The organism is Streptomyces huasconensis (assembly GCF_021028635.1).
Taxonomy (GTDB): domain Bacteria; phylum Actinomycetota; class Actinomycetes; order Streptomycetales; family Streptomycetaceae; genus Streptomyces; species Streptomyces huasconensis.
Genome location: NZ_CP086119.1, coordinates 2980643 through 3001160 on the forward strand (window position 1 = coordinate 2980643; position 20518 = coordinate 3001160).

Genomic DNA, 20518 nt, shown 5'->3' on the forward strand with positions numbered 1-20518 from the left:
ACGCGGGACAAGCGTGGGACAAACGCGATACGCACGGCCCGCAGCACTGTTCACGGCGCACTCGCACGGCCACTCTGAGTGACGTGAACCAAGAGACCGCCGGGGTGCAGAGCCCCGCCCCCACACACCAGTTCACGGTCCTGCTCTCCGCCACGCGAAGGGGCGCCCGCCTGGCCCGGCTGCTCGCGCGGGAGCAACTGCGCAGCTGGGGCCGCCCGTACGAGACCGCGGAGCACGTCGTCGCCGAGCTGGCGAACAACGCCGCGCTGCACGGCCATGTGCCCGGCAGGAGCTTTCGCCTCGCGCTGATGGTCACCGGGACGGATACGCTCCGTATCGAGGTGACGGACGCGAGGGCGGACCGGCACCCGCCGAGTACCGTCCGGCCGCCGCTGCCGGAGGCGGAGGCGGGCCGGGGCCTCCTCCTGGTGGAGGCTTTGGCGGACCGCTGGGGCACGGTGGACGGCCCCGTGCCCTGCAAGACGGTCTGGGCTGAGCTGGTCTCCCCACCCTCTTCGTCACACCGCTGAGGCCGCCGCCCGCAAGGCGGCGGTCGCCGTACCGTCCGAGATCGGGTCACCGTGTCCGAAGACCGCCGTGTCGACGTCCAGCTCGGCGAGCCGCCGCAGCGACGCGATGGCCCGGGCGCGGTCGGTATTGAAGACACCCAGCATGGTCTGACCGACGTTGGCGACCGCGTCGCCGGTGAACAGCGCCCTCGGTCCGGGCAGGTGAAGAGCGATCGAGCCGTCCGTGTGTCCGGGTACCGCGACCACCACCGCCCCGCCGCCGAACTCCAGCACGTCGCCGTCCTCCACCTCCCGGTCCACCCGGCACGGCGGGGCCGGCGGCAGAGGCGGAATGGATGCCCGGATCGGCTTCTCGAACTCCTCCAGTACCGGCGGTACGCCTGCCGCCTCGCCCCGGATCACCGGCGCCTCCAGCCGGTGCGCCACCACCTCCGCGCCGTGCCGGGCGGCGAGTTCGGCGGCCGAGCCCGCGTGGTCCTCGTGCCAGTGCGTCAGCACGATCCGCCGCAGTCTGCCGTCCAGCACTCCATCGATCAGGGCGGCGCAGTCCACCGTCCCGGTGTCGATCAGGGTCAGCCCGTCGTCGTCCCGCCACAGGTAGGCCGCTCCCACCGGGAAGCGGAGCATGCGCAGACTCGGCAGTATGTCGATCACGTCCATGGCCGCAGCCTGCACGGGGCCGCCCTCGCGGCGACAGCTTCGTTCGCTGACGGCACAGCGGACGGGAGGTGCGTGCGTCGGCGGAAGGGCAGGCCGCCGGTCAGTCGGTGCTCGGTTTCGCGAACTCCTCGATCAGTACGGGGTACTGCTCGCTTCCGTGCCCCGCGGCGATGGCGCGGTCCGCCATGGCCTTGAACAGCCGGGGGAGTTCGGCGTTGACGCCCGCCGCCTCGCTCTCCTCGATCAGGTGGGCCATGGACCGCGCGTCGGTCTCCAAGGCCGCGACCTCGGCCGGGAAGGAACCCTTGTCGATCTGCTCGGCGTAACCGGGCAGCCAGTCGGCGACACCGGCGGCCATCAGGCGTGCGAACGGCGCGTACGTCGCGGCGTCCACGCCGGCCGTCCTGAGCAGGGCGGTGCCCTGGAGCCAGGCGTTCAGGACGCTCCACATCATGGTCAGGCCGGCCACGTCGTACAGCGAGGCGAGGCCGGGGTCGGTGCCGAGGTAGGTGACGGTGCCGAGTGCTTCGAGTACCGGCTCGTGCGCCTCGAAGTCGGCCTGCGGTCCGCTGTGCAGGATGACGGCGTCGGCGGTACCGATGACCGGCGGGATGGCCATGATGGCGCCGTCGAGATAGCGGGCGCCGTGCTGTTCGGCCCACGCGGCGGTCTCCCTGGCCTGGGCCGAGTCGCCCGAGGTCAGGTTGACCAGCGTCGTGCCGTCCAGCTCGATGTCGCTCGCGCCGAGGAGTTCGCGTACGGCGGTGTAATCGGTGAGGCAGAGGATGGTCAGGGGGCCGGCCTTGAGCGCGTCGGCGACGCTCGGCGCCAACCGAGCGCCCTTGCACACGAGTTGGTCGGCCTTGGACGCCGTGCGGTTCCAAACGGTGGTGGGGTGCCCGGCCCTCAGGAACGCGGCGGCGAGCGCCTGGCCCATCAGTCCGAGCCCGACGACGGTCACGGGTGTTTCGCTTCGGTTGCTCATGACAGGATCTTCAACGTTCATACCGATGTGAAGGTCAAGCGAGGTCGCGATGCTGATCGGGGAACTGAGTCGCCGGGCGGGCGTCAACGCCCACCAACTGCGCTATTACGAGGCCCAAGGCCTGCTGGAGGCGGGCCGCGGCGCGAACGGCTACCGCGAGTACGACGAGAACGCCGTGCTGCGGGTGAAGCAGATCCGGCACCTGCTCGGCGCCGGACTCTCCTCCGAGGACATCGCCTACGTACTGCCGTGCGCGCTCGGGGAGGCACCGGAGCTGCCGGGGTGCCCCGAACTGCTGGCGTCGATGCGGTCGCGGCTGCGGCGGCTGGACGACCAGATGGCCACGCTCGCCCGGTCCCGCGAGGCGCTCGCCGACTACATCGACGCCGCCGAGCGCGTGGGCGGCGAGAACTACCCGCCCTTCGACGGCACCGCGTAGGCCCCTCCGGTCAGCCCATGCTGCGCGCGCCGTCCAGCGCCTCCCGGATGATGTCGGCGTGGCCCGCATGCTGCGCCGTCTCGCCGATGATGTGCAGCAGCGTGCGCCGGGCCGACCAGCGTGTGCCGGGCTTGGTCCAGGGGGCCTCCGGCAGCGGGTGGGTCACGTCTAGAGAGGGCAGCCCGGCGACGACTTCGTCGGTGCGGCGGGCGGCTTCGGCGTAGGCGTCCAGGACGCCCGCAAGCGTCTCACCGGGCAGCATGCGGAACTCATCCGCCCGCCGCGCCCAGTCGGCCTCGGTCATGTCGCTCACGCCGACCAGCGCCGAGGGGCCCTCCAGGATGAAGGCGCCCCACCTCCTCTCGACCGAGGTGACGTGCTTGATCAGCCCGCCCAGGCACAGCTCGCTCACCGTGGGCCGCTGCCCGGCCTGCTCGTCGGTGAGGTCGCGGGTGGTGTACCGCAGCATCTCCCGGTGCCCGGCCAACGCGTCCAGCAAATCGTTCATGGTCTCCGCCTTCCCGTACGTACTGCTCCGCTGTCAGGAAGCACGCTACGAGCCAACTAGGCCAACGTCAGGCCTACTTGAGAGTGGCGGCGGATTTGCACCCCGGCCCAGTTCATTGGGCCGGTTTGTCGCAGACCCGGGCGTGGTAGCCGGCGACGCGCCCCAACGTCTGATGGGCGCGGATAACGGTAATGAGGTCCTGCCAGTCTTCATGAGCGAGTTCTGCGAGGCCGGGCCACCGTAGCGACAGTGCGCGTCGTCCGGCGCCGGAGGGCGCGGACGTTGAACCCGGCAGTAGTGGCATCAGCAACGCAGGTCTTCGGGGTCGCGAAGTCCTCGAACTTCCACGTCTCACGCACCAGCCTGTGAGAATCCAATTCGGCGAGCGTCCACGGTGCCGTGTCGGGCCAGGTGAAGTCCACCAGTACGAGACGGCCACCGGGGCGCAGTACTCGGTGGTTTCCGGCGAGGAAAGCACGCCGGCCGGCCGGTCCGAAGTGGAAGGCGGCTTCCAGGCAGTGGACGCGGTCGATGCATCCCGGGGTGAGGTCCACTCCTGCGGCCTTCTCGCGAAGGCGGGTCAGGTCGGCGACCGCGAAGGAGACATGGGGCCGGTGGCCGAAGCGTTCGCGGGCCCGCTCGATCTGCTGGGGCTGGATGTCGGCGCCCAGTGCGTGGCAGGCTTTTTCGGCCAGACATGCTGTGGTGTGGCCGCGTCCGCAGGCGGCGTCCAGGACGACATTCCCCGGTGAGGTGTTCAGCAGCGCGAGCGACTTGCGAGCGAGAAGGGCATCGACAGGAAGGGAAGACAATGTGCTGGGAGCTGCTGATCGGTAAGTTGCGGGAAACCACGATCGTGCCGTGGTCGGCACAGGCCAGCGGCATGCACTCCGTATGCCCGGTTCACACGGACGACTGACGGCCCCCGGGGGCATCAGACGTCGTTTCTGACGGTGTGTCGCTCGCTGAGCCGTGCATGACTGATCTGGTGGAGCGGTTCGTGACGGAACTGCTCCGCAGGAGACGCCCTCCCACGTGAGTCTTGGCCGAGACGGACGTCATGGCGGACGAAACCGGCCACGCCTGAAAAGGCGTGGCCGGCACAATCTGAATGGCCATGGTGCGGAGATGACCATCAGCTGAACATCGGTTTGGCGAGTCGATGGCTCCAGTTTTGAGTCCTCTTTACCGGAGCATTCGATTCGTCAGAGGATTTCGATGTCCTTCACCTTCGGCGGACGGTGCGGGAAGGTGATGTCGGTCCACCGGTTGATGCGCACGGAGTCACCATTGGCGTCGTAGTAGATCAGGTCGTTGTTGCCCGTGGAGATGCGGTCGACCCACCAGTTGCCGAAGCCGGTGCGGCCCTTGTTGGCGTAGCAGTCCACGCTTGAGCGGCCGTCACCACTGTGCGACCAGATCTTTAAGAAGTTCTCGCCACCCCGGCATTCGACGTGGTCGATGGCGAAGGCGTTACCCGTGGGCATCACCACGGTGAACGCGGCGGCCGCAGCGATCGCCACGGTTGCGGAGCGGGCGACCCGCTTGGTTTTCGACAGCACAAGTACTCCCTTATTCGGGCCCGTACGTGGCCATTTGACGACCATTTCCGGGAGACGTTCTGCGCTTCCACAAAGACGATCGTCCAGGACTCCTGTACATGGCAATCTTTCAAATGGCGCACGGCCGAAACAAGTCGTCCAATGTCCTGATCAACGCCATTTGGGCTACCTGGCCCGGATCAAGGAACACACGCCGTCCGGCCGGATCATCACCCGCACCCTCTCGTACAACAGGCCCCAGCCCCGCACGGGCGCGCTCATGACCGACATCCACGCCACACCGGAGGGCCCCCATCGCGGACTGGACATCCCCACGGACGACCTGCCCCGGTACGCCTGAGCCGTGAGCCGTGAGCCGTAAGTCATGAACGGCACATGGCAGTCGCATTGCACGCCCAGCCATTCCCTTGAGCCCTCGCCGGGCCCCAACTACGTTCAAGGAGTCAGGTCACCGACTTGGCCGTGTGCCCGAGTGGCTGAGGGGCTGGACTGCAAATCCAGTTACGCGGGTTCGATTCCCGCCACGGCCTCTCCCGTGCGGGAAGTGGGCCTGGGCCCACCCCACCCGTGGGCCCAGGCCCGTACCGCCCCGGCCCCACGCTTCATAGCGTCAAGGGCATGGACACCACGCACCCCGCCCACAAAGACTTCGGCACCACCAAGAGCAGCGTCACGGTCTACGGCATCCTCAGCGTCGCCGCCCTCGGGGCGGTCGTCGTGGTGGCGGTCAGCGGCCTCCCGGTGAACACGTTCATGTGGGTCCGGGCGGTGCTGCTGCCCGTGGTCGCCGTACTGCTCCACCGGCTGGCCGTCTCCGCCGCCCAGGGCTCCCCGCGGGCCTTCGGCCGCCTGCGCACCCTCGCCGTGATCATGCCGGTCGCGATCATCGGCGTCGACCTGATCCCGGGCGTCTGCCCGCCCTGGTACGCCGTGACGCAGACCGCCTGCATGCTGCCGGTGCTCCGCGTCGCGTACCTCACCCGGAGCACCCCGCTGCGTACCGCCTTCCCGAAGGGGAAGTGACGCCTCAGGCCACCCGCGCCTCGTCCAGCCGCCCCAGGACCGCGTCCACCGTCTCCTCCACCGACAGCTCCGAGCTGTCCAGCCAGAGGCCGAGCCGCGGGGTCGTCTCGCGCAGGCCCGTGTCCAGGTCCTGGACCGTCCACGCGCCGTAGCCCGTCTTGCCGCGGCCGGCCTCGCGGGCGGAGACCACGTCGGGGCGCGGGGCGAGGACGACCACGTACAGGGGGCGCGTGCGGACGAGGTCCACGTATGTCCGCAACTGCTCGCCCAGGATGACGTCCTGGACGACGGCCGTGAAACCGGCGCGCGCGTACGCGTCCGCCGTGGACGCCGACAGGCCGTATCGAAGGGCGAGTTGGGCCTCCGCCTCTCCCCCGGCACCGGGCTCGTACTCCACGCCGCCCGAGACGATCATGCGGCGGTAGACGTCGCCCCGTACGTGCGCGGCCTTCGGCAGCCGCTCGGCCAGCGCCTGCGCCACCGTGGACTTCCCGGACGCCATGATGCCCGTGATGACGACGACGCCGTGCGGGACGGCGGGGGCCGTCACTGCGCCACCGCCGCCTGCGGGCGGATCGGGAGGCGGTTGACCGGGCGGCCCGTCGCCGCGCGCACCGCCGAGGCGATCGCCGCCGGGGAGGTGACCACCGGGACCGCGCTGGCCGCCTTCGCGCCGAAGGGGGCGACGACGTCCCGTTCCTCCACCAGCTTCACGATGCGGATGTCGGGGGTGTCCAGGGCGGTGGGCAGGGCGTACCCGGTGAGGTCGGGGTGGCGGACCAGGCCGCGCGGGGTGCGGAGGTTCTCCGTGAGCGCCGCGCCCACGCCCTGCGTGACGCCCGCCTCGATACGGGTCCGCAGCTGGGCCGGGTTGAGGATGCGGCCCACGTCCTGCGCGACGGCCAGCTCGACCACCCGTACGGAACCGATCTCGATGTCCACGTCGACCACCGCGCGGATCGCGCAGAACGCCATGCCCACGAAGGCGTCGCCCTGCCCGGCCTCGTCCAGCGGTTCGGTCGGATGGGGGCGGCACTGGGCCGTGGCCCACAGTTCCTTGCCGTCCAGCGCCTCGGTGACCGTCGTGGAGAGCACGCCGTCGTACGAGGTGATCTTGCCGTCGGTGATCTGGAGCAGCTCGGTGGACATGCCGAACGTGTGGGCCAGCGGCTGGAGCAGCTGCGTGCGGACCATCTTCGCCGCGCGCTCCACCGCGCCGCCCGACACCCAGGTGTGGCGGCCGCGGCAGCTCGGGCCCGCCGGGGGCTGGTCGGTGTCGACGGGGGCCACGCGCACGTCCTCGATGCCCAGCGTCTCCTGGACGATCTGGCGGGCCAGCGTCGTGAAGCCCTGGCCGGTCTCGACGGCCGCGCAGATCACCGTCGCGACGCCGTCGTGGACCTTCACCGTGGCGGTGGAGACCTCGTCCGCGCCTTCCGCGCCGAGCAGCTGGACCATGCCGAGGCCGTAGCCGACGCCGCGCCGCACGGCGGCCGGTTCGCCCGCGCCCTCGGGGCCGCCGGGCAGCAGCCATTCGTCCTCGGGGGTGTCCTTGGGCAGCTCGGGGAGGGGGAAGTCCCGTACGGCGGCGAGGAGTTCGGCCACCGGAGCCGGGCACGTCACCGTCTGGCCCGTGGGCATGATGTCGCCGGTCGCCATGGCGTTGCGCAACCGCAGTTCGGCCGGGTCGACGCCCAGCTTCTTGGCGATCTTGTCCATCTGCGCCTCGTACGCGGCGCACACCTGCATGGCGCCCTCGCCCCGGACGTGCCCGGACGGCGGGTTGTTCGTACGGACCGCCCAGCCCTCGATGAAGGCGTTCGGCACGACGTAGGGGCCGCAGGCGAAGGAGACGGCCGCGGCCAGGGCCTCCGCCGACGTGTCCGCGTACGCGCCCGCGTCCAGCAGGATCTGTGCCTCCACCTTCACCAGGCGGCCCTCGGCGTCCGCGTGGTGGCGGTAGCGCAGCAGGGTGGGGTGGCGGTGGGCGTGGCCGAGGAAGGACTCCTCGCGGGTGGCGGTGAGCTTGACGGGGCAGCCGGTCCGCAACGCCAGCAGACCGAGCGGGAGTTGGAAGCTCGCGTCCTCACGGTCGGCGGTGGCGCCCGGGACGCCCGTGACGACGACCTTGACCTGCTCGGCGGGCAGGCCGTAGCAGGCGGCGGCCCGGTCGCGGTCGGCGTGCGGGTCGGTGGAGGCGGCGTACAGCTCCACTCCCCCGTCGGGGCGCGGCACCGCGAGCCCCGCCTCCGCGCCGATCGGCGCCGGGTCCTGGCGGCCGATGCGGTACAGCCCCTCGACGACGAGCTCGCCCACCGCCTCCGGGTCGCCGTGCCGCAGCGGGATGTGGCGGATCAAGTTGCCGTCGGGGTGCAGCGGTTCGGCCTCGAAGGCCTTCTCCGGGTCGGTGACCGGTTCAAGTACCTCGTACTCGACGATGACGGCGGCGGCGGCCATGCGCGCCGTGTCGGGGTGGTCGGCGGCCACGGCGGCGATGGGCTCGCCGTGATGGCGTACGACGTCGGAGGCGAAGACCGGCCGGTCCGGCGTCCGGCGGCCGTGCAGCGCGTCACCGGGCACGTCCTCGTGGGTGATGACGGCGTGCACGCCCTGCATCTCCAGGGCGTGGCTGGTGTCGATGGAGACGATGCGGGCGTGCGCGTACGGGGAGCGCAGCACCGCCGCCCACAGCAGGCCCTCGGCCCACAGGTCGGAGGCGTAGGGGAAGGTGCCCTCCGTCTTGGCGCGGCACTCCGCCGGCGGCAGGGACGCGCCGATGCCGTGCGGCGGCACCTCGGCGCCGGGCGCGGTCACGGTGGTGGTCTCGTCGCTCACGCCTGGCCTCCGTCCTCGTACGGGGTCTGGTGGACGCCGCCCGCGCCCGGGGGTGCCTGGTGCGGGATGCGGGCCTCGTCGGCCCGCTCGTCCTGCGCGGCGGCCGTTTCGGCGGCGGACGCCTGCCGCTCGGCGACGACCTCGCGCACGGCGTCGAGCACGCCCCGGTAACCGGAGCAGCGGCAGAGGTTGCCGCAGAGCGCGCGGCGGGTCTCCAGCTCGCTGGGGGCGGGGTTGCCCTCCAGGAGGTCGTGCACGGTCATCGCCATGCCCGGCACGCAGAAGCCGCACTGCACCGCGCCGCACGCGGCGAGCGCGCGCTGGACGTCGGAGGGCCGCCCGTCGGCGGCCAGGCCCTCGACGGTGCGGATCTCGCTGCCCGCGGTGGTGGCGGCGGGCACCAGGCAGGAGGCGACGAGGCGGCCGTCCACCTGGACGTTGCAGGCCCCGCACTCGCCCTGCGAGCAGCCGTCCTTGGCGCCCGCGAGGCCGAGCCGCTCCCGCAGGACGTAGAGCAGGGACTCGCCGATCCAGGCGTCGGTGACGGGGCGGTCGGTGCCGTTGACGCGCAGGACGTAGGAGCCGAGGGGGTGGTCGTCGTGGTGCGGGTTGGGGGCGATGACGGGGGCGTCTTCGGCCTCGGGCGCCTCAGCCGGGTCGGCGGTTGCCTCTGCCGATGCCTCTGCGGTCTCCGTCGCCGTCTCTGCTGCCGCCTCTGCCGTCTCCGGTGCCGCGTCGTCCGTGTCGCCCGGCTCGGTGGTCTCCTCGACCTCGACGACCTCGGCGGCCGCCTCTTCCGGCTCGGGTTCCGCGGCGGCCTCGGGCGCGTCGCCCTGCTGCGCCTCCTGCCCGGCCTCCTCCTCGACGGCCTCCCCGGCCGCCTCGAACTCCTCCGTCGGCTCCGAGGACTCCAGGACGTCCGCGATCTCCGCGGCTTCGGCGGCCTCCTGAGCGGTCTCGACGGCGTCCCGGGCGGCTTCGACGGCCTGCGCCGCCTCCGCGGCCTGCGCCGCCTCCGCGGCCCGCGCCGCCTCGGCCCCCGACTGCCCCGGGGGCGGCACGCTGACCGCCCGCAGCAGCGTCGTCCGCTCGAACCGGCTCTCGCCCGGCTCCGGCTGCGGGGCCTCCGCGTGCTCCGGAGCCTCCTGAACCTGGTGCGCGGCCTCATACAGCTGCTGCGCGGCTTCCTGGAGCTGCTGCGCGGCCTCCTGGGGCGGCGTGCCCCAGGGCGCGCCGACGCCCGCGCCCGTCACCCACGGCGCGGGCGCGCCGCCGGGCAGGGTCGCGGGCGGAAGGGTGCTCCCTGCCCAGGCGTTCGACTGCGTACGCGCCGGGTAGGCCAGGTCGCCGCCGAGCGCGGACGCCGTGTACTCGCCCGACTCGTCCGGCAGATCACCGCCGGCGACCGGGATCGACCACTGCCCGGTGACGTCGGAGGAGGGCGCGGCGACGCCCTGCCCGTACTGCTCTCCGTAGCCGGGGTCGTAACCCTGCTGCTCGTACCCCTGGCCCTGCTGCTCGTACCCCTGTCCGTACGCCTGCCGCTCCGCCGCCTCGCCGTCGGTGAAGCTCCACTGACCGGTCGCCCGGGGGTCGTAGCCGTGGTGCTGCTGCTCCTGCTGAGGGGCGTGGGGCTGCTGGGCCGTGCCCGCGTCGGGCCAGCTCACCGTCGGACCGCCGCCCGTCACGCCCGTCACCTCGGGCGGCAGGACCCACGCGCCGGTCGCGGCCGGGTCGGTGGCGTCGGACGTGGTCGGGGTGACCGTTATCTGCGGCGGCACATAGCCGTGGCCCGGCGCGGCGAGCGGGGTGTCGAGCATGCCCTCGGGGAGCTGCACGAACGCCGTGGCGTCCGAGTCGTACTCGCCCTGCGGATGCGGCTGCCAGCCGCCGCCGTTGTGGGTGTTCTGGTCGTCGCTCACGACAGCGCCCTCCCCAGTGCTCGTCGGGCCAGCGCGGCGACGGTGCGCCGCAGGTGCAGTACGGCGGGCGTCAGCGGCTGTTCGGTGCCGTCGGCCGCCGGGGGCTGGTCGGGGATGCAGGCGGCGGCGACGTACTCGCCGAAGGCGGTGACCGCCTCCGGGACGAGGCTGCCGCGCTCGCCGTCCCAGTCGATGAGGGAGGCCACCCACTGCTCGGCCTCCAGGGGCCGCAGCGGCATGGGGGCGATGGCGCCGACCGCGCAGCGCACACCGCGCCGGGCGGGGTCGAGGACCAGCGCCACGGACGCGGTGGCCCGGCCGGGGCCGGTGCGCCCGGTCGCCTTGAGGAAGACCTGGGGGGCGTGCAGCAACGGCACGCGCACGAAGCCGATCAGCTCGCCGGGGCGGAGCATCTCCACGCCCGCGAGCAGGTGCGACACGGGGATCTCGCGGCGGGCGCCACCGGGTCCCGCGATGATCAGGACGGCTTCGAGGGCGGCGAGGACGGGCAGCGCGTCGCCGGTCGGCGCGGCCGAGGCGATGTTGCCGCCGAGGGTGCCCGCGTTGCGGATCTGGGGCGGTCCGGCGGCACGCGCGGCGGCGGCCAGGGCGGGGATCAGCGCGGCGAAGTCGGGGCGGCCCATGCGGGCGTGGGTGAGCCCGGCGCCGAGCAGGGCGTGGCCGTCCTGGTACTGCCAGCCGCGGATCTCGCTGATGCGGCCGAGGCCGACGAGGGCGGCGGGGCGCAGCTGTCCCGAGTTGACCGAGGTCATCAGGTCCGTGCCGCCGGCGACGGGCACGGCCGCGGGCATGGCGGTGAGCGCCGCCACGGCCTCGTCGAGCGTGGCGGGCAGCTTCACCGACCGCGGTGTCTGTGCCGCCTGCGGTGCGTGCGTGGTCAAACCGGCTGCCCCTTCCCGATGCCCGGCCGCGTACTTCACCTACGACGCGTACGTGAAGTGCTCGCCGTCCGCGACGTGTCGCCGTTACGCCTGTTCCGCCGTACGGTACGTGCTCCCAACCCGGACGTGGCAACTCTGGCACATCTTCGCAGGGGCCCGACGCGGGGGTCCGCTAGGAGGCATTCGTCCCCGGACCAGGGGGATATGCCGTTTTCGCACTGCTTACGGCGGCCCGCGACCGGAGCGCGGACCACCGGTTTCACGCACCCGGACGGGCCCTCACACGTTCGGGGGCGGCCCCTCGATCGGGCGGCCGAGGTCGGCGTTCGTCAGCCCTTCGGGGGCCGGTCGCCGCTGCCGGGGCAGCGGGCCGCCCGGGGGGCGGTAGTCGACGCCGAGGGCGTCGAGGCGCGCGTAATGGGCCGTCATGCGCCGCTCGAAGCCGGCGAAGTCCCGCTCGGCCGGGGCGGGGAGCCTGCGCCAGGCCACCTCGCAGAAGGCGGCCAGGCGCGGGAACACCTGGTAGTCGACGCGGTCCTGGTTCTCCATCACCTCGGTCCAGACGTTGGCCTGCGTGCCGAGTACGTGGGCGGCCTCCTCCTCCGTCAGCTCCGCGGGGACGGGTTCGAACCGGTAGACGTCTTCGAGCGTGCGGACGAATCCGATGGGCATCGGCTCGTCGGGGCCGCCGTCCTGCCGGTGGTCCAAGTAGACGTGCTGCTCGGGGCACATGACGACGTCGTGGCCCGCCTTGGCGGCGGCGATGCCGCCCCGGTAGCCGCGCCAGGAGGAGACGGCGGCGCCTTCGGCGAGGCCGCCCTCCAGGATCTCGTCCCAGCCGATGAGCCGCCGCCCGCGGGCGGTGAGCCAGGTGTCGAAGTGCCGGATGAACCAGCTCTGGAGCCCGTCCTCGCCGTCGACCCCCAGCTCCTTGATCCGGGCCTGCGCGGCGGCCGAGGCCTTCCACTGGTCCTTGGGGCACTCGTCGCCGCCGACGTGGACGAAGGTGGACGGGAAGAGGTCGAGGATCTCCTCGAAGACACCTTCGTAGAAACGGAGTACGTCTTCGGTGGGCGCGAGGACGTTCTTGCTGACGCCCCAGGTGTCCCAGACGGTGAGCGCCCGCGTGTCGACGACGTCGGTGTTGCCGAGGTGCGGGTAGGCGCTGATGGCGGCCTGCGAGTGGCCCGGAACGTCGATCTCGGGGACGACGGTGATGTGCAGGGAGGCGGCGTACGCGACGATCTCGCGGATGTCGTCCTGCGTGTAGAAGCCGCCGTGCGGACGCTCCTCCCACAGCGGGGAGTTGCGGTGGCCCCACTTGGAGCGGGCCCGCCAGGAACCGGCCTCGGTGAGCCTCGGGTGGCGCTTGATCTCCACGCGCCAGCCCTGGTCGTCGGTGAGGTGGAAGTGGAAGACGTTGAGCTTGTGGGCGGCGAGCAGGTCGAGGTAGCGGAGCACGCCGTCCTTCGGCATGAAGTGCCGGGCCACGTCGAGCATCATGCCGCGCCAGCCGAAGCGGGGCGCGTCCTCGATGACGCACGCGGGGAGCGAGTACGGGGTGCCCGGCCGCAGGTGCGCGCGCCGGAAGGCGTCGGGGCCGAAGAGCTGGCGGAAGGTCTGGGCGCCCCAGAAGACGCCGGGGGCCGCGCCGCCGCGGATCTCGACGCGGACCTCGTCGACGGTGAGCCGGTACGCCTCCGGCTCCAGGGAGGCGTCGATGAGCAGGAAGATCCCGAAAGAACCGGAAGAACCATGAGAACCGGAGTCGCCCGCGCCGTCGGCGCCGGGGGTGAGCGGGAGCCCGAGCGCGGCGCCGAGGGTGGCGCGCAGCCAGCGTTCGGTGGACTCGGTGCCGGGGCCCGCCCACAGGGTGGTGGCGGGACCGGCGGTGAAGGAGGAACCGGGCACGGCCTCGGCGTGTGCGGGCGCCGGGATGAGCTGCTCAAGGGTCATGCCGGGTAAGGCTGTCACGCGATCGCGCCACGCAAAAGGGGCGTTGCGGTACACGCAACGCCCCTGAAGCGAAGGGTCACACGGCGGACGAAGGGAACTGGAAAGGGGGGGGCTACTTCTTGCCGCCCTTGCCGTCCTTGCCGCCCTTGTCCTTGTCGCCGCCGGCGCCCATGGACTCGTAGATCTCCTTGCACATGGGACAGACGGGGTACTTCTTCGGGTCGCGGCCGGGGACCCACACCTTGCCGCAGAGCGCGACGACGGGCGTGCCGTCGAGCGCGCTCGCCATGATCTTGTCCTTCTGGACGTAGTGCGCGTAGCGCTCGTGGTCGCCGTCACCGTGCGACACCTGCGGCGTCGGCTCTACGAGGGTCCCCGTACCTGCCCCGCGCTCGGGCTCGGGCTCAAGAGTGCTCATAAGGGCCAAGGGTACTCACGCGCGCGGCGTCCCGTCGTTCGCATCGTGCGGCCCGGTGGGGGTTGCTCGCGCAGTTCCCCGCGCCCCTGAAGGGACGCGGGGACTGCGCGCTGAGCCCCCACCGCCCCGCAGACAAAAAACGAGCCCGCACCACAGCCCCCCCCTCAGGGGCGCGGGGAACTGCGCGCCAAGCCCCCACCGACCCGCACGCCACAGGAACCGCCCCCACCCGCCCGGCCCCGCGCAGCGGACACGTGCAGGACGAGCCCCACCAAAGCCACCCCCGCCGCCGCCCAAGGCAACGCACGGGCAGCGAGACCCACCGAAAGAGCGAGCCCCGCCAAGGCGGAGCCCACCGCACTGCCCAGGTAGAGCGCGGAGTTGTTCAACGCGAGAGCCACCGTGCCGCGCTCGGCGCGCAGGGCGAGCAACCGATGCTGCTGCGGCACCTGGAACGCCCACCCCGCCGCGCCCCAGACGACGAGCGCGGGGAAGGCGGCGGCGCCGAGCAGCGGCAGGGCGCCCATCGCGACGACGAGGGTGGCGACGATCACCGTCACCAGGAGCGTGACCCGGCCGGTGCGGTCCACCAGCGGCCCGGCGAGCACACTGCCGAGCACCCCGCCGATCCCCCACGCCCACAGGTACGGCGCCACCTGGCCCTCGCCCACACCACCGGAGGAGTGGAGGACGGGCGCGAGGTAGGTGTAGAGGCCGAGGCTCGCCACCGCCCCCAGGAAGGAGAGGCCCACGACGGGCAGCACCTTCCGGTCGGCGAGCGCCCCGAGCCGGGCCCGCACCGGCACCGGCGGCTCGGCGGGCACCTCCGGCAGCCCCACCGCGAGGCCCACGAGCGCGACCGCGCCGAGCCCCGTCACCAGCCACATCGTGGCCCGCCACGACGTGTGGCCGGCGAGCAGCACGCCCAGCGGGACGCCGAGGACCGTGCCCGAACTCATCCCGCCCATCACCAGCGCGAGCGCCCGCCCGCGCCTCTCCGGTCCCGCCAGCGAGGCGGCGGCGGCCGTGGAGAGCGCGGAGTAGACCCCGGCCCCGGCCCCCGCCACCGCACGCGCCGCGAGCAGCGCGCCGAGGCCGGGTGCCAGCGCGGTGAGGCCGTTGCCAAGGGTGAAGACGGTGAGCGCGACGAGGAGCAGCACGCGGGGCCGCATGCCGGACAGCAGCCCGGCGACGAGCGGCGCGCTCACCGCGTACGCGAGGGTGAAGACGGTGACCATCTGCCCCGCGAGCGAGACGGTCGTCCCCAGGTCCCCCGCGACGACCGGCAGCAGCCCCGCCATCACATAGGCGTCGAGCCCCAGGGCGAAGGCCCCCACCATCAGCAACCACACTTTGCGCACGCCGCTCAACTCCCTCGTCCTCCTCGTCGGTCCTGCCGGGCGAGGGAAACGTAGGCAGCCTCCGCATCCCGGGGGAAATGCCGGACGACGCGCATTTATGCTGGTGCGGCATGAATGACGAACGGCTCCGGGAACCCCTGGACGGCATCGAGCTGCGGCACCTGCGCGCCTTCCTCGCGGTCGCCGACGAGCTGAGCTTCACGCACGCCGCCGCCCTGCTGCGCACCGGTCAGCCCGCGCTCACCCGCGCCGTGCGCGCCCTGGAGGAGAGCCTCGGGGTGCGGCTCCTCGACCGGACCACACGGCGGGTCGCGCTCACCGGGGCCGGGCGGCGGCTGCGGGACGACCTCGCGCCGCTGCTGCGCCGGCTGGACGGCACCCTGCGCACCGCCGCCGGGGCCGAGCCGCCCGTGCTGCGCCTCGGCTTCACCTCCCTGCTGCCCGAGGCCTGCGCGGCCCTCGCCACCGGCTTCAAGGCGGCCACCGGGGCGGGCGTGCGCCTGGTGCGCGGCGACGCCCCGCTCGCGGGCCTGCTGTCGGGCGCCTGCGACATCGCGGTCGTCCGCGGCGACCTGCCGCCCGGCGACGCGGTGCGCTCACGCCTCCTCCTGCACGAGCCGCGCGTCGCCGTCCTCGCCCGTGACACGCCCGCGCTCGCGGGGCGCCGCGTCGTGGACTGGGCGGAACTCGCCGACCACCCCCTGGTCGTCAACACCGTCACCGGCACGACCACCCCCGACCTGTGGCCCGAGGGCCGCCGCCCCCGGCTCGCCTGCACCGCCCACAACTTCGACGAGTGGCTGGAGGCGGTCGCCGCGGGCCACGGCGTGGGCATCGCCCCGGAACCGGTGGCCCGCAGGCACTCCCACCCGGCCCTGCGCTACGTACGCCTGAAGAACGCGCCGCCCGTCGCCGTGCGCCTCGTGGTCCCGGCCCGGGACGCGCACCCGCTCGCCGAGCGGTACCTGGCGGACGCCGGTCAGTTCAGCGACGGATCGTCCGGATAGGTCGCCACCATCGCCAGCTCGCTGCGCTGGCGTCTGAGCACCGCGCGCCACAGCCGCTCCGGGTCCGGCGAGGAGACGTCGCCCGGCTCGGACTCGACCACGTACCAGGCGCCGTCCTCCAGCTCCTTCTCCAGCTGGCCGGGCCCCCACCCCGAGTACCCCGCGAAGATCCGCAGGCTGCCGAGGGCCGGGGAGAGCAGCTCCGGCGGGGCCTCCAGGTCGACGAGGCCGATCGCGCCGTGCACCCGGCGAAAGCCCACGGGGTCGACGCGGCCGGTGCGGTAGCGGATGCCGGACGGCGTGCCCTCCTCGCCGGGGATCACCGCGACGCCGAGCGCCGAGTCCAGCGATACGGGGCCGCCCTGGAAGACGACGCCCGGGGCCCCGGCCAGCTCGCCCCAGCCCTCCAGGATGTCGGCGACGTCCACCGGCGTGGGGCGGTTCAGGACCACGCCGAGCGAGCCCTCCTCGTCGTGGTCGAGGAGCAGCACCACCGCACGGTCGAAGTTGGGGTCCGCCAGGGTCGGCGTGGCCACGAGCAGCCGCCCTGTGAGCGAGGACACCTCGGTCATGAACGACATGATCCCGCATCTTCGCCGTGGGCGGGGAGGTAATGGCCGTACGTGAGCCGGTGCAGTTCAGGGCGCATGAGAGCGACCGGAGCGCACGGCCGGGGCCGGTGACCCGGAGTGTCCGGTTCCGCACGGTTCGTGTTGTGGCGAACTCATGACCTGTTTTGCGCCCCCTTGGCCTTACGGAAGGGGGGTACGCGGCCATTACGCTTGCCCCTTGTTCCCCCGTCCATCCAATCGGAACGCGAGATTCATGACCGTCACCGGCATTGACGATGTACTGCTTGTCCACGGCGGAACCCCGCTGGAGGGCGAGATCCGTGTCCGCGGCGCGAAGAACCTCGTGCCCAAGGCCATGGTTGCCGCGCTGCTCGGCAGCGCTCCGAGCCGGCTGCGCAATGTCCCGGACATTCGCGACGTGCGTGTCGTACGCGGCCTGCTCCAGCTGCACGGCGTGACGGTCCGCCCCGGCGAGGAGCCGGGCGAGCTGATCCTGGACCCGTCGCACGTGGAGAGCGCCAACGTCGCCGACATCGACGCCCACGCCGGGTCGTCGCGGATTCCGATCCTCTTCTGCGGGCCGCTCCTGCACCGCCTCGGGCACGCCTTCATCCCCGGCCTCGGCGGCTGCGACATCGGCGGCCGGCCGATCGACTTCCACTTCGAGGTGCTGCGCCAGTTCGGCGCCACCATCGAGAAGCGCGCCGACGGCCAGTACCTGGAGGCCCCGCAGCGCCTGCGCGGCACCAAGATCCGCCTGCCGTACCCGTCCGTGGGCGCCACCGAGCAGGTCCTGCTCACCGCCGTCCTCGCGGAGGGTGTGACCGAGCTCTCCAACGCCGCGGTGGAGCCGGAGATCGAGGACCTGATCTGCGTCCTGCAGAAAATGGGCGCGATCATCGCCATGGACACCGACCGGACCATACGGATCACCGGTGTCGACAGCCTCGGCGGCTACAACCACCACGCCCTCTCGGACCGCCTGGAGGCCGCCTCCTGGGCTTCCGCGGCCCTGGCGACCGAAGGCAACATCTACGTCCGCGGCGCCCAGCAGCGCTCGATGATGACGTTCCTGAACACCTACCGGAAGGTGGGCGGTGCCTTCGAGATCGACGACGAGGGCATCCGCTTCTGGCACCCGGGCGGCTCGCTCAACGCGATCGCCCTGGAGACGGACGTGCACCCCGGCTTCCAGACCGACTGGCAGCAGCCGCTGGTCGTGGCGCTGACGCAGGCCGCGGGCCTGTCCATCGTCCACGAGACGGTCTACGAGTCGCGGCTCGGCTTCACCTCCGCCCTGAACCAGATGGGCGCGCACATCCAGCTCTACCGCGAGTGCCTCGGCGGCTCCGACTGCCGCTTCGGCCAGCGCAACTTCCTGCACTCGGCGGTCGTCAGCGGCCCCACGAAGCTCCAGGGCGCCGATCTGGTCATCCCCGACCTGCGCGGCGGCTTCTCGTACCTGATCGCCGCTCTCGCGGCCCAGGGCACCTCCCGCGTCCACGGCATCGACCTGATCAACCGCGGCTACGAGAACTTCATGGACAAGCTCCAGGAGCTCGGCGCGAAGGTCGAGCTGCCGAACGGCAAGGCGGCGCTGTAGGCGTCTGCTGCACCTGAGAACCAGAAAACCTGAAACAAAAGGGGCGGTCACCCGGTGGGTGACCGCCCCTTTCAGCTGCTCAGGGTCTTTACTTCCCCTTGGCCGCTTCCTTCAGCTTGGAACCAGCCGAAACCTTGACGCTGTAACCGGCCGGGATGTTGATCGGCTCGCCGGTCTGCGGGTTACGGGCGGTGCGAGCGGCACGGTGGGTGCGCTCGAAGGTCAGGAAGCCGGGGATGGTGACCTTCTCGTCGCCCTTGGCAACGATCTCGCCGACGGTCTCGGCGAACGCGGCCAGCACGGCGTCGGCGTCCTTGCGGGTCACCTCGGCGCGGTCGGCCAGCGCGGCCACCAGCTCACTGCGGTTCATGTTTGTACTCCCGTGTTCTTTTGCCGTTGAGGCGTGATCGAAGCCGATGCTGCCAGGGTCCTCGGACAGTCCCCGGACCCGGGTCTTACGTCAGACCCTCGCGCCCGATTACGCATCCTGCCCCCACCTGCGGCGGGAAAGCCAATCCGGCACCCTCCGAAGGGCCGCAGAGCCCATGGTCCGCCACCCTAAAGGGGCGTTTAGGGGCCCGCGCCCCGCGACGCGCCGAGGGTCAGGCGGACGTGGGACCCGTCACAGTGACCCCCGCGGCCTTCGCCGCGGTGCGCACCGCACCGGCCACGGCGCCCGCGACCTTGTCGTTGAAGACGCTCGGAATGATGTAGTTCCGGTTCAGCTCGTCCTCGGCGACGACGTCGGCGAGGGCGCCCGCGGCGGCCAGCATCATCTCCGTGTTGACCGTACGCGACTGGGCGTCGAGCAGGCCGCGGAAGACGCCCGGGAAGACCAGGACGTTGTTGATCTGGTTCGGGAAGTCCGAGCGGCCGGTGGCCACGACCTCCGCCGTCTGACGGGCGATCGCCGGGTCGACCTCGGGGTCCGGGTTCGCGAGCGCGAACACGATGGCACCGTCGGCCATGGCCGCGACGTCGTCGCCGTTGAGCACGTTCGGGGCCGAGACGCCGATGAAGACGTCGGCGCCGACCACGGCCTCCTTGAGGGTGCCCGTGAGGCCCTCGGGGTTGGTGTTGTCGGCGATCCAGCGCAGCGGCGAGTCCACGTCGTGCGAGACCAGGTCCTCGCGGTCGGCGTGCACGACGCCGTGGATGTCGGCCACCACGGCGTTCTTGACGCCCGCTGCGAGCAGCAGCTTCAGGATGGCCGTACCGGCCGCGCCGGCGCCCGACATGACCACGCGCACGTCGCCGATGCCCTTGCCCACCACGCGCAGGGCGTTGGTGAGCGCGGCGAGGACGACGATCGCGGTGCCGTGCTGGTCGTCGTGGAAGACGGGGATGTCCAGCGCCTCGCGCAGCCGTGCCTCGATCTCGAAGCAGCGCGGCGCGGAGATGTCCTCAAGGTTGATGCCCGCGAAGCCGGGGGCGATCGCCTTGACGATCTCGACGATGGCGTCGGTGTCCTGGGTGTCCAGGCACAGCGGCCAGGCGTCGATGCCGGCGAAGCGCTTGAAGAGGGCCGCCTTGCCCTCCATGACCGGCAGCGCGGCCTTCGGGCCGATGTTGCCGAGGCCGAGGACGGCCGAGCCGTCCGTTACGACCGCAACGGAGTTGCGCTTGATGGTGAGGCGGCGCGCGTCCTCGGGGTTCTCGGCGATCGCCATGCAGACCCGGGCGACACCCGGGGTGTAGATCATGGAGAGGTCGTCGCGGTTCCTGATGGGGTGCTTGGACGCCATCTCGATCTTGCCGCCGAGGTGCATCAGGAAGGTTCGGTCGGAGACCTTGCCGAGGGTCACGCCCTCGATCGTGCGCAGCTGCTCGACGATCTCGTCGGCGTGCGTGGTGGAGGACGCCGCGATCGTCACGTCGATCCGCAGCATCTCGTGGCCGGAGGCCGTGACGTCGAGGCCGGTGACCGAGCCCCCGGATGACTCGACGGCCGTGGTGAGCTGGGAGACCGCGGTTCCGCTCGCGGGCACCTCCAGCCGGACCGTCATCGAGTAGGAGACGCTGGGCGCCGTTGCCATGGCCGACTTCCTCTGCTTTCACCGTGTAGCTCTTGCCGTCCGATGGTCGCACCTACCGCCGGGTACGTGGTAGCCGCCCCGGATTGAGAACGTTTTGTTCACCGGGCGGCACACCGCACTGGGGCGCGATTTCGGAAACTTGTTTCCACCATACGAGAAGTTGTGGAAAACAGAAAGAGGCCCACGTCACGTGGTGACG

21 protein-coding genes and 1 tRNA gene are annotated in these 20518 nt (G+C 72.0%); 7 read left to right on the plus strand and 15 right to left on the minus strand.

What is annotated here, in order from left to right:
* Window positions 1-83 precede the first annotated feature (83 nt).
* On the plus strand, window positions 84-530 hold the full coding sequence (locus J2N69_RS13460) for an ATP-binding protein (protein ID WP_230900960.1): 447 nt from the start codon (window positions 84-86) through the stop codon (window positions 528-530).
* Here the strand turns inward: J2N69_RS13460 and J2N69_RS13465 are convergent.
* Window positions 519-1190 carry an MBL fold metallo-hydrolase gene (locus J2N69_RS13465; RefSeq protein ID WP_230900961.1) on the minus strand — a complete coding sequence of 224 codons (672 nt, stop codon included), beginning with the start codon at window positions 1188-1190 and terminating at the stop codon, window positions 519-521. The genes J2N69_RS13460 and J2N69_RS13465 overlap by 12 nt on opposite strands.
* Window positions 1191-1290: 100 nt before the next feature.
* Complete coding sequence (locus tag J2N69_RS13470; protein ID WP_230900962.1) at window positions 1291-2175, minus strand: NAD(P)-dependent oxidoreductase; 885 nt, start codon at window positions 2173-2175, stop codon at window positions 1291-1293.
* Window positions 2176-2224: 49 nt separating this feature from the next.
* Between J2N69_RS13470 and J2N69_RS13475 the strand changes: the two genes are divergently transcribed.
* The gene (locus J2N69_RS13475) at window positions 2225-2614 is read left to right on the plus strand and encodes a MerR family transcriptional regulator (protein WP_230900963.1); all 390 of its coding nucleotides are present in this window, start codon (window positions 2225-2227) and stop codon (window positions 2612-2614) included.
* Window positions 2615-2624: 10 nt separating this feature from the next.
* Here J2N69_RS13475 and J2N69_RS13480 read toward each other — a convergent pair whose 3' ends face one another.
* From J2N69_RS13480 to J2N69_RS13490, 3 genes are all read right to left on the minus strand, one after another.
* Complete coding sequence (locus J2N69_RS13480) at window positions 2625-3122, minus strand: DinB family protein (RefSeq protein WP_230900964.1); 498 nt, start codon at window positions 3120-3122, stop codon at window positions 2625-2627.
* 209 nt (window positions 3123-3331) lie between these two features.
* On the minus strand, window positions 3332-4057 hold the full coding sequence (locus J2N69_RS36650) for a class I SAM-dependent methyltransferase (protein ID WP_408056723.1): 726 nt from the start codon (window positions 4055-4057) through the stop codon (window positions 3332-3334).
* Window positions 4058-4327: 270 nt separating this feature from the next.
* Window positions 4328-4684: a beta/gamma crystallin domain-containing protein gene (locus tag J2N69_RS13490; RefSeq protein ID WP_055569966.1), complete on the minus strand. Its 357-nt coding sequence runs from the start codon at window positions 4682-4684 to the stop codon at window positions 4328-4330.
* A gap of 160 nt (window positions 4685-4844) precedes the next feature.
* Here J2N69_RS13490 and J2N69_RS13495 point away from each other — a divergent pair, with 160 nt between their 5' ends.
* The 3 genes from J2N69_RS13495 (at window position 4845) to J2N69_RS13505 (ending at window position 5707) form a co-directional block, all read left to right on the plus strand.
* The gene (locus J2N69_RS13495; RefSeq protein ID WP_230900966.1) at window positions 4845-5024 is read left to right on the plus strand and encodes a hypothetical protein; all 180 of its coding nucleotides are present in this window, start codon (window positions 4845-4847) and stop codon (window positions 5022-5024) included.
* A 118-nt stretch (window positions 5025-5142) separates the two neighbouring features.
* Window positions 5143-5214 (plus strand) — tRNA-Cys (locus J2N69_RS13500).
* An 88-nt stretch (window positions 5215-5302) separates the two neighbouring features.
* Window positions 5303-5707, plus strand: a complete 405-nt coding sequence (locus tag J2N69_RS13505) for a hypothetical protein (protein ID WP_230900967.1) — start codon at window positions 5303-5305, stop codon at window positions 5705-5707.
* Between the two features lie 4 nt (window positions 5708-5711).
* Here the strand turns inward: J2N69_RS13505 and J2N69_RS13510 are convergent, their stop codons facing one another.
* From J2N69_RS13510 to J2N69_RS13540, 7 genes are all read right to left on the minus strand, one after another.
* Window positions 5712-6209, minus strand: coding sequence for an AAA family ATPase (locus J2N69_RS13510; protein ID WP_230904715.1), 498 nt, complete (start codon window positions 6207-6209; stop codon window positions 5712-5714).
* A gap of 44 nt (window positions 6210-6253) precedes the next feature.
* A complete protein-coding gene (locus J2N69_RS13515; RefSeq protein WP_230900968.1) occupies window positions 6254-8542 on the minus strand; it encodes a xanthine dehydrogenase family protein molybdopterin-binding subunit in 2289 nt (762 codons plus the stop codon).
* Window positions 8539-10464 (minus strand): (2Fe-2S)-binding protein, encoded by a 1926-nt coding sequence (locus J2N69_RS13520; protein WP_230900969.1) that lies wholly within the window; start codon window positions 10462-10464, stop codon window positions 8539-8541. Before J2N69_RS13520 ends, J2N69_RS13515 begins: the two co-directional genes overlap by 4 nt.
* Window positions 10461-11366, minus strand: a complete 906-nt coding sequence (locus tag J2N69_RS13525; protein WP_230900970.1) for an FAD binding domain-containing protein — start codon at window positions 11364-11366, stop codon at window positions 10461-10463. The genes J2N69_RS13520 and J2N69_RS13525 overlap by 4 nt, the downstream gene beginning before the upstream one ends.
* 279 nt (window positions 11367-11645) lie before the next feature.
* A complete protein-coding gene (locus J2N69_RS13530; protein ID WP_230900971.1) occupies window positions 11646-13322 on the minus strand; it encodes a beta-N-acetylhexosaminidase in 1677 nt (558 codons plus the stop codon).
* Window positions 13323-13434: 112 nt separating this feature from the next.
* Window positions 13435-13740, minus strand: coding sequence for a DUF3039 domain-containing protein (locus J2N69_RS13535; RefSeq protein ID WP_055550135.1), 306 nt, complete (start codon window positions 13738-13740; stop codon window positions 13435-13437).
* Window positions 13741-13904: 164 nt separating this feature from the next.
* Window positions 13905-15101, minus strand: a complete 1197-nt coding sequence (locus J2N69_RS13540; protein ID WP_230900972.1) for an MFS transporter — start codon at window positions 15099-15101, stop codon at window positions 13905-13907.
* 110 nt (window positions 15102-15211) lie between these two features.
* On the opposite strand from J2N69_RS13540, the gene J2N69_RS13545 reads away from it, so the two are divergent.
* Window positions 15212-16108 carry a LysR family transcriptional regulator gene (locus J2N69_RS13545; RefSeq protein WP_230900973.1) on the plus strand — a complete coding sequence of 299 codons (897 nt, stop codon included), beginning with the start codon at window positions 15212-15214 and terminating at the stop codon, window positions 16106-16108.
* On the opposite strand, the gene J2N69_RS13550 is transcribed toward J2N69_RS13545, so the two are convergent.
* A complete protein-coding gene (locus J2N69_RS13550) occupies window positions 16081-16680 on the minus strand; it encodes a YqgE/AlgH family protein (protein ID WP_230904716.1) in 600 nt (199 codons plus the stop codon). The genes J2N69_RS13545 and J2N69_RS13550 overlap by 28 nt on opposite strands.
* Before the next feature lie 253 nt (window positions 16681-16933).
* On the opposite strand from J2N69_RS13550, the gene murA reads away from it, so the two are divergent.
* Window positions 16934-18283: a UDP-N-acetylglucosamine 1-carboxyvinyltransferase gene (gene murA, locus J2N69_RS13555; protein WP_127910285.1), complete on the plus strand. Its 1350-nt coding sequence runs from the start codon at window positions 16934-16936 to the stop codon at window positions 18281-18283.
* An 88-nt stretch (window positions 18284-18371) separates the two neighbouring features.
* On the opposite strand, the gene J2N69_RS13560 is transcribed toward murA, so the two are convergent.
* Together J2N69_RS13560 and J2N69_RS13565 are read right to left on the minus strand one after the other, a co-directional pair.
* On the minus strand, window positions 18372-18653 hold the full coding sequence (locus J2N69_RS13560; protein WP_016645140.1) for an HU family DNA-binding protein: 282 nt from the start codon (window positions 18651-18653) through the stop codon (window positions 18372-18374).
* 232 nt (window positions 18654-18885) lie between these two features.
* Window positions 18886-20319, minus strand: coding sequence for an NAD-dependent malic enzyme (locus J2N69_RS13565; protein WP_230900974.1), 1434 nt, complete (start codon window positions 20317-20319; stop codon window positions 18886-18888).
* Window positions 20320-20518 lie beyond the last annotated feature (199 nt).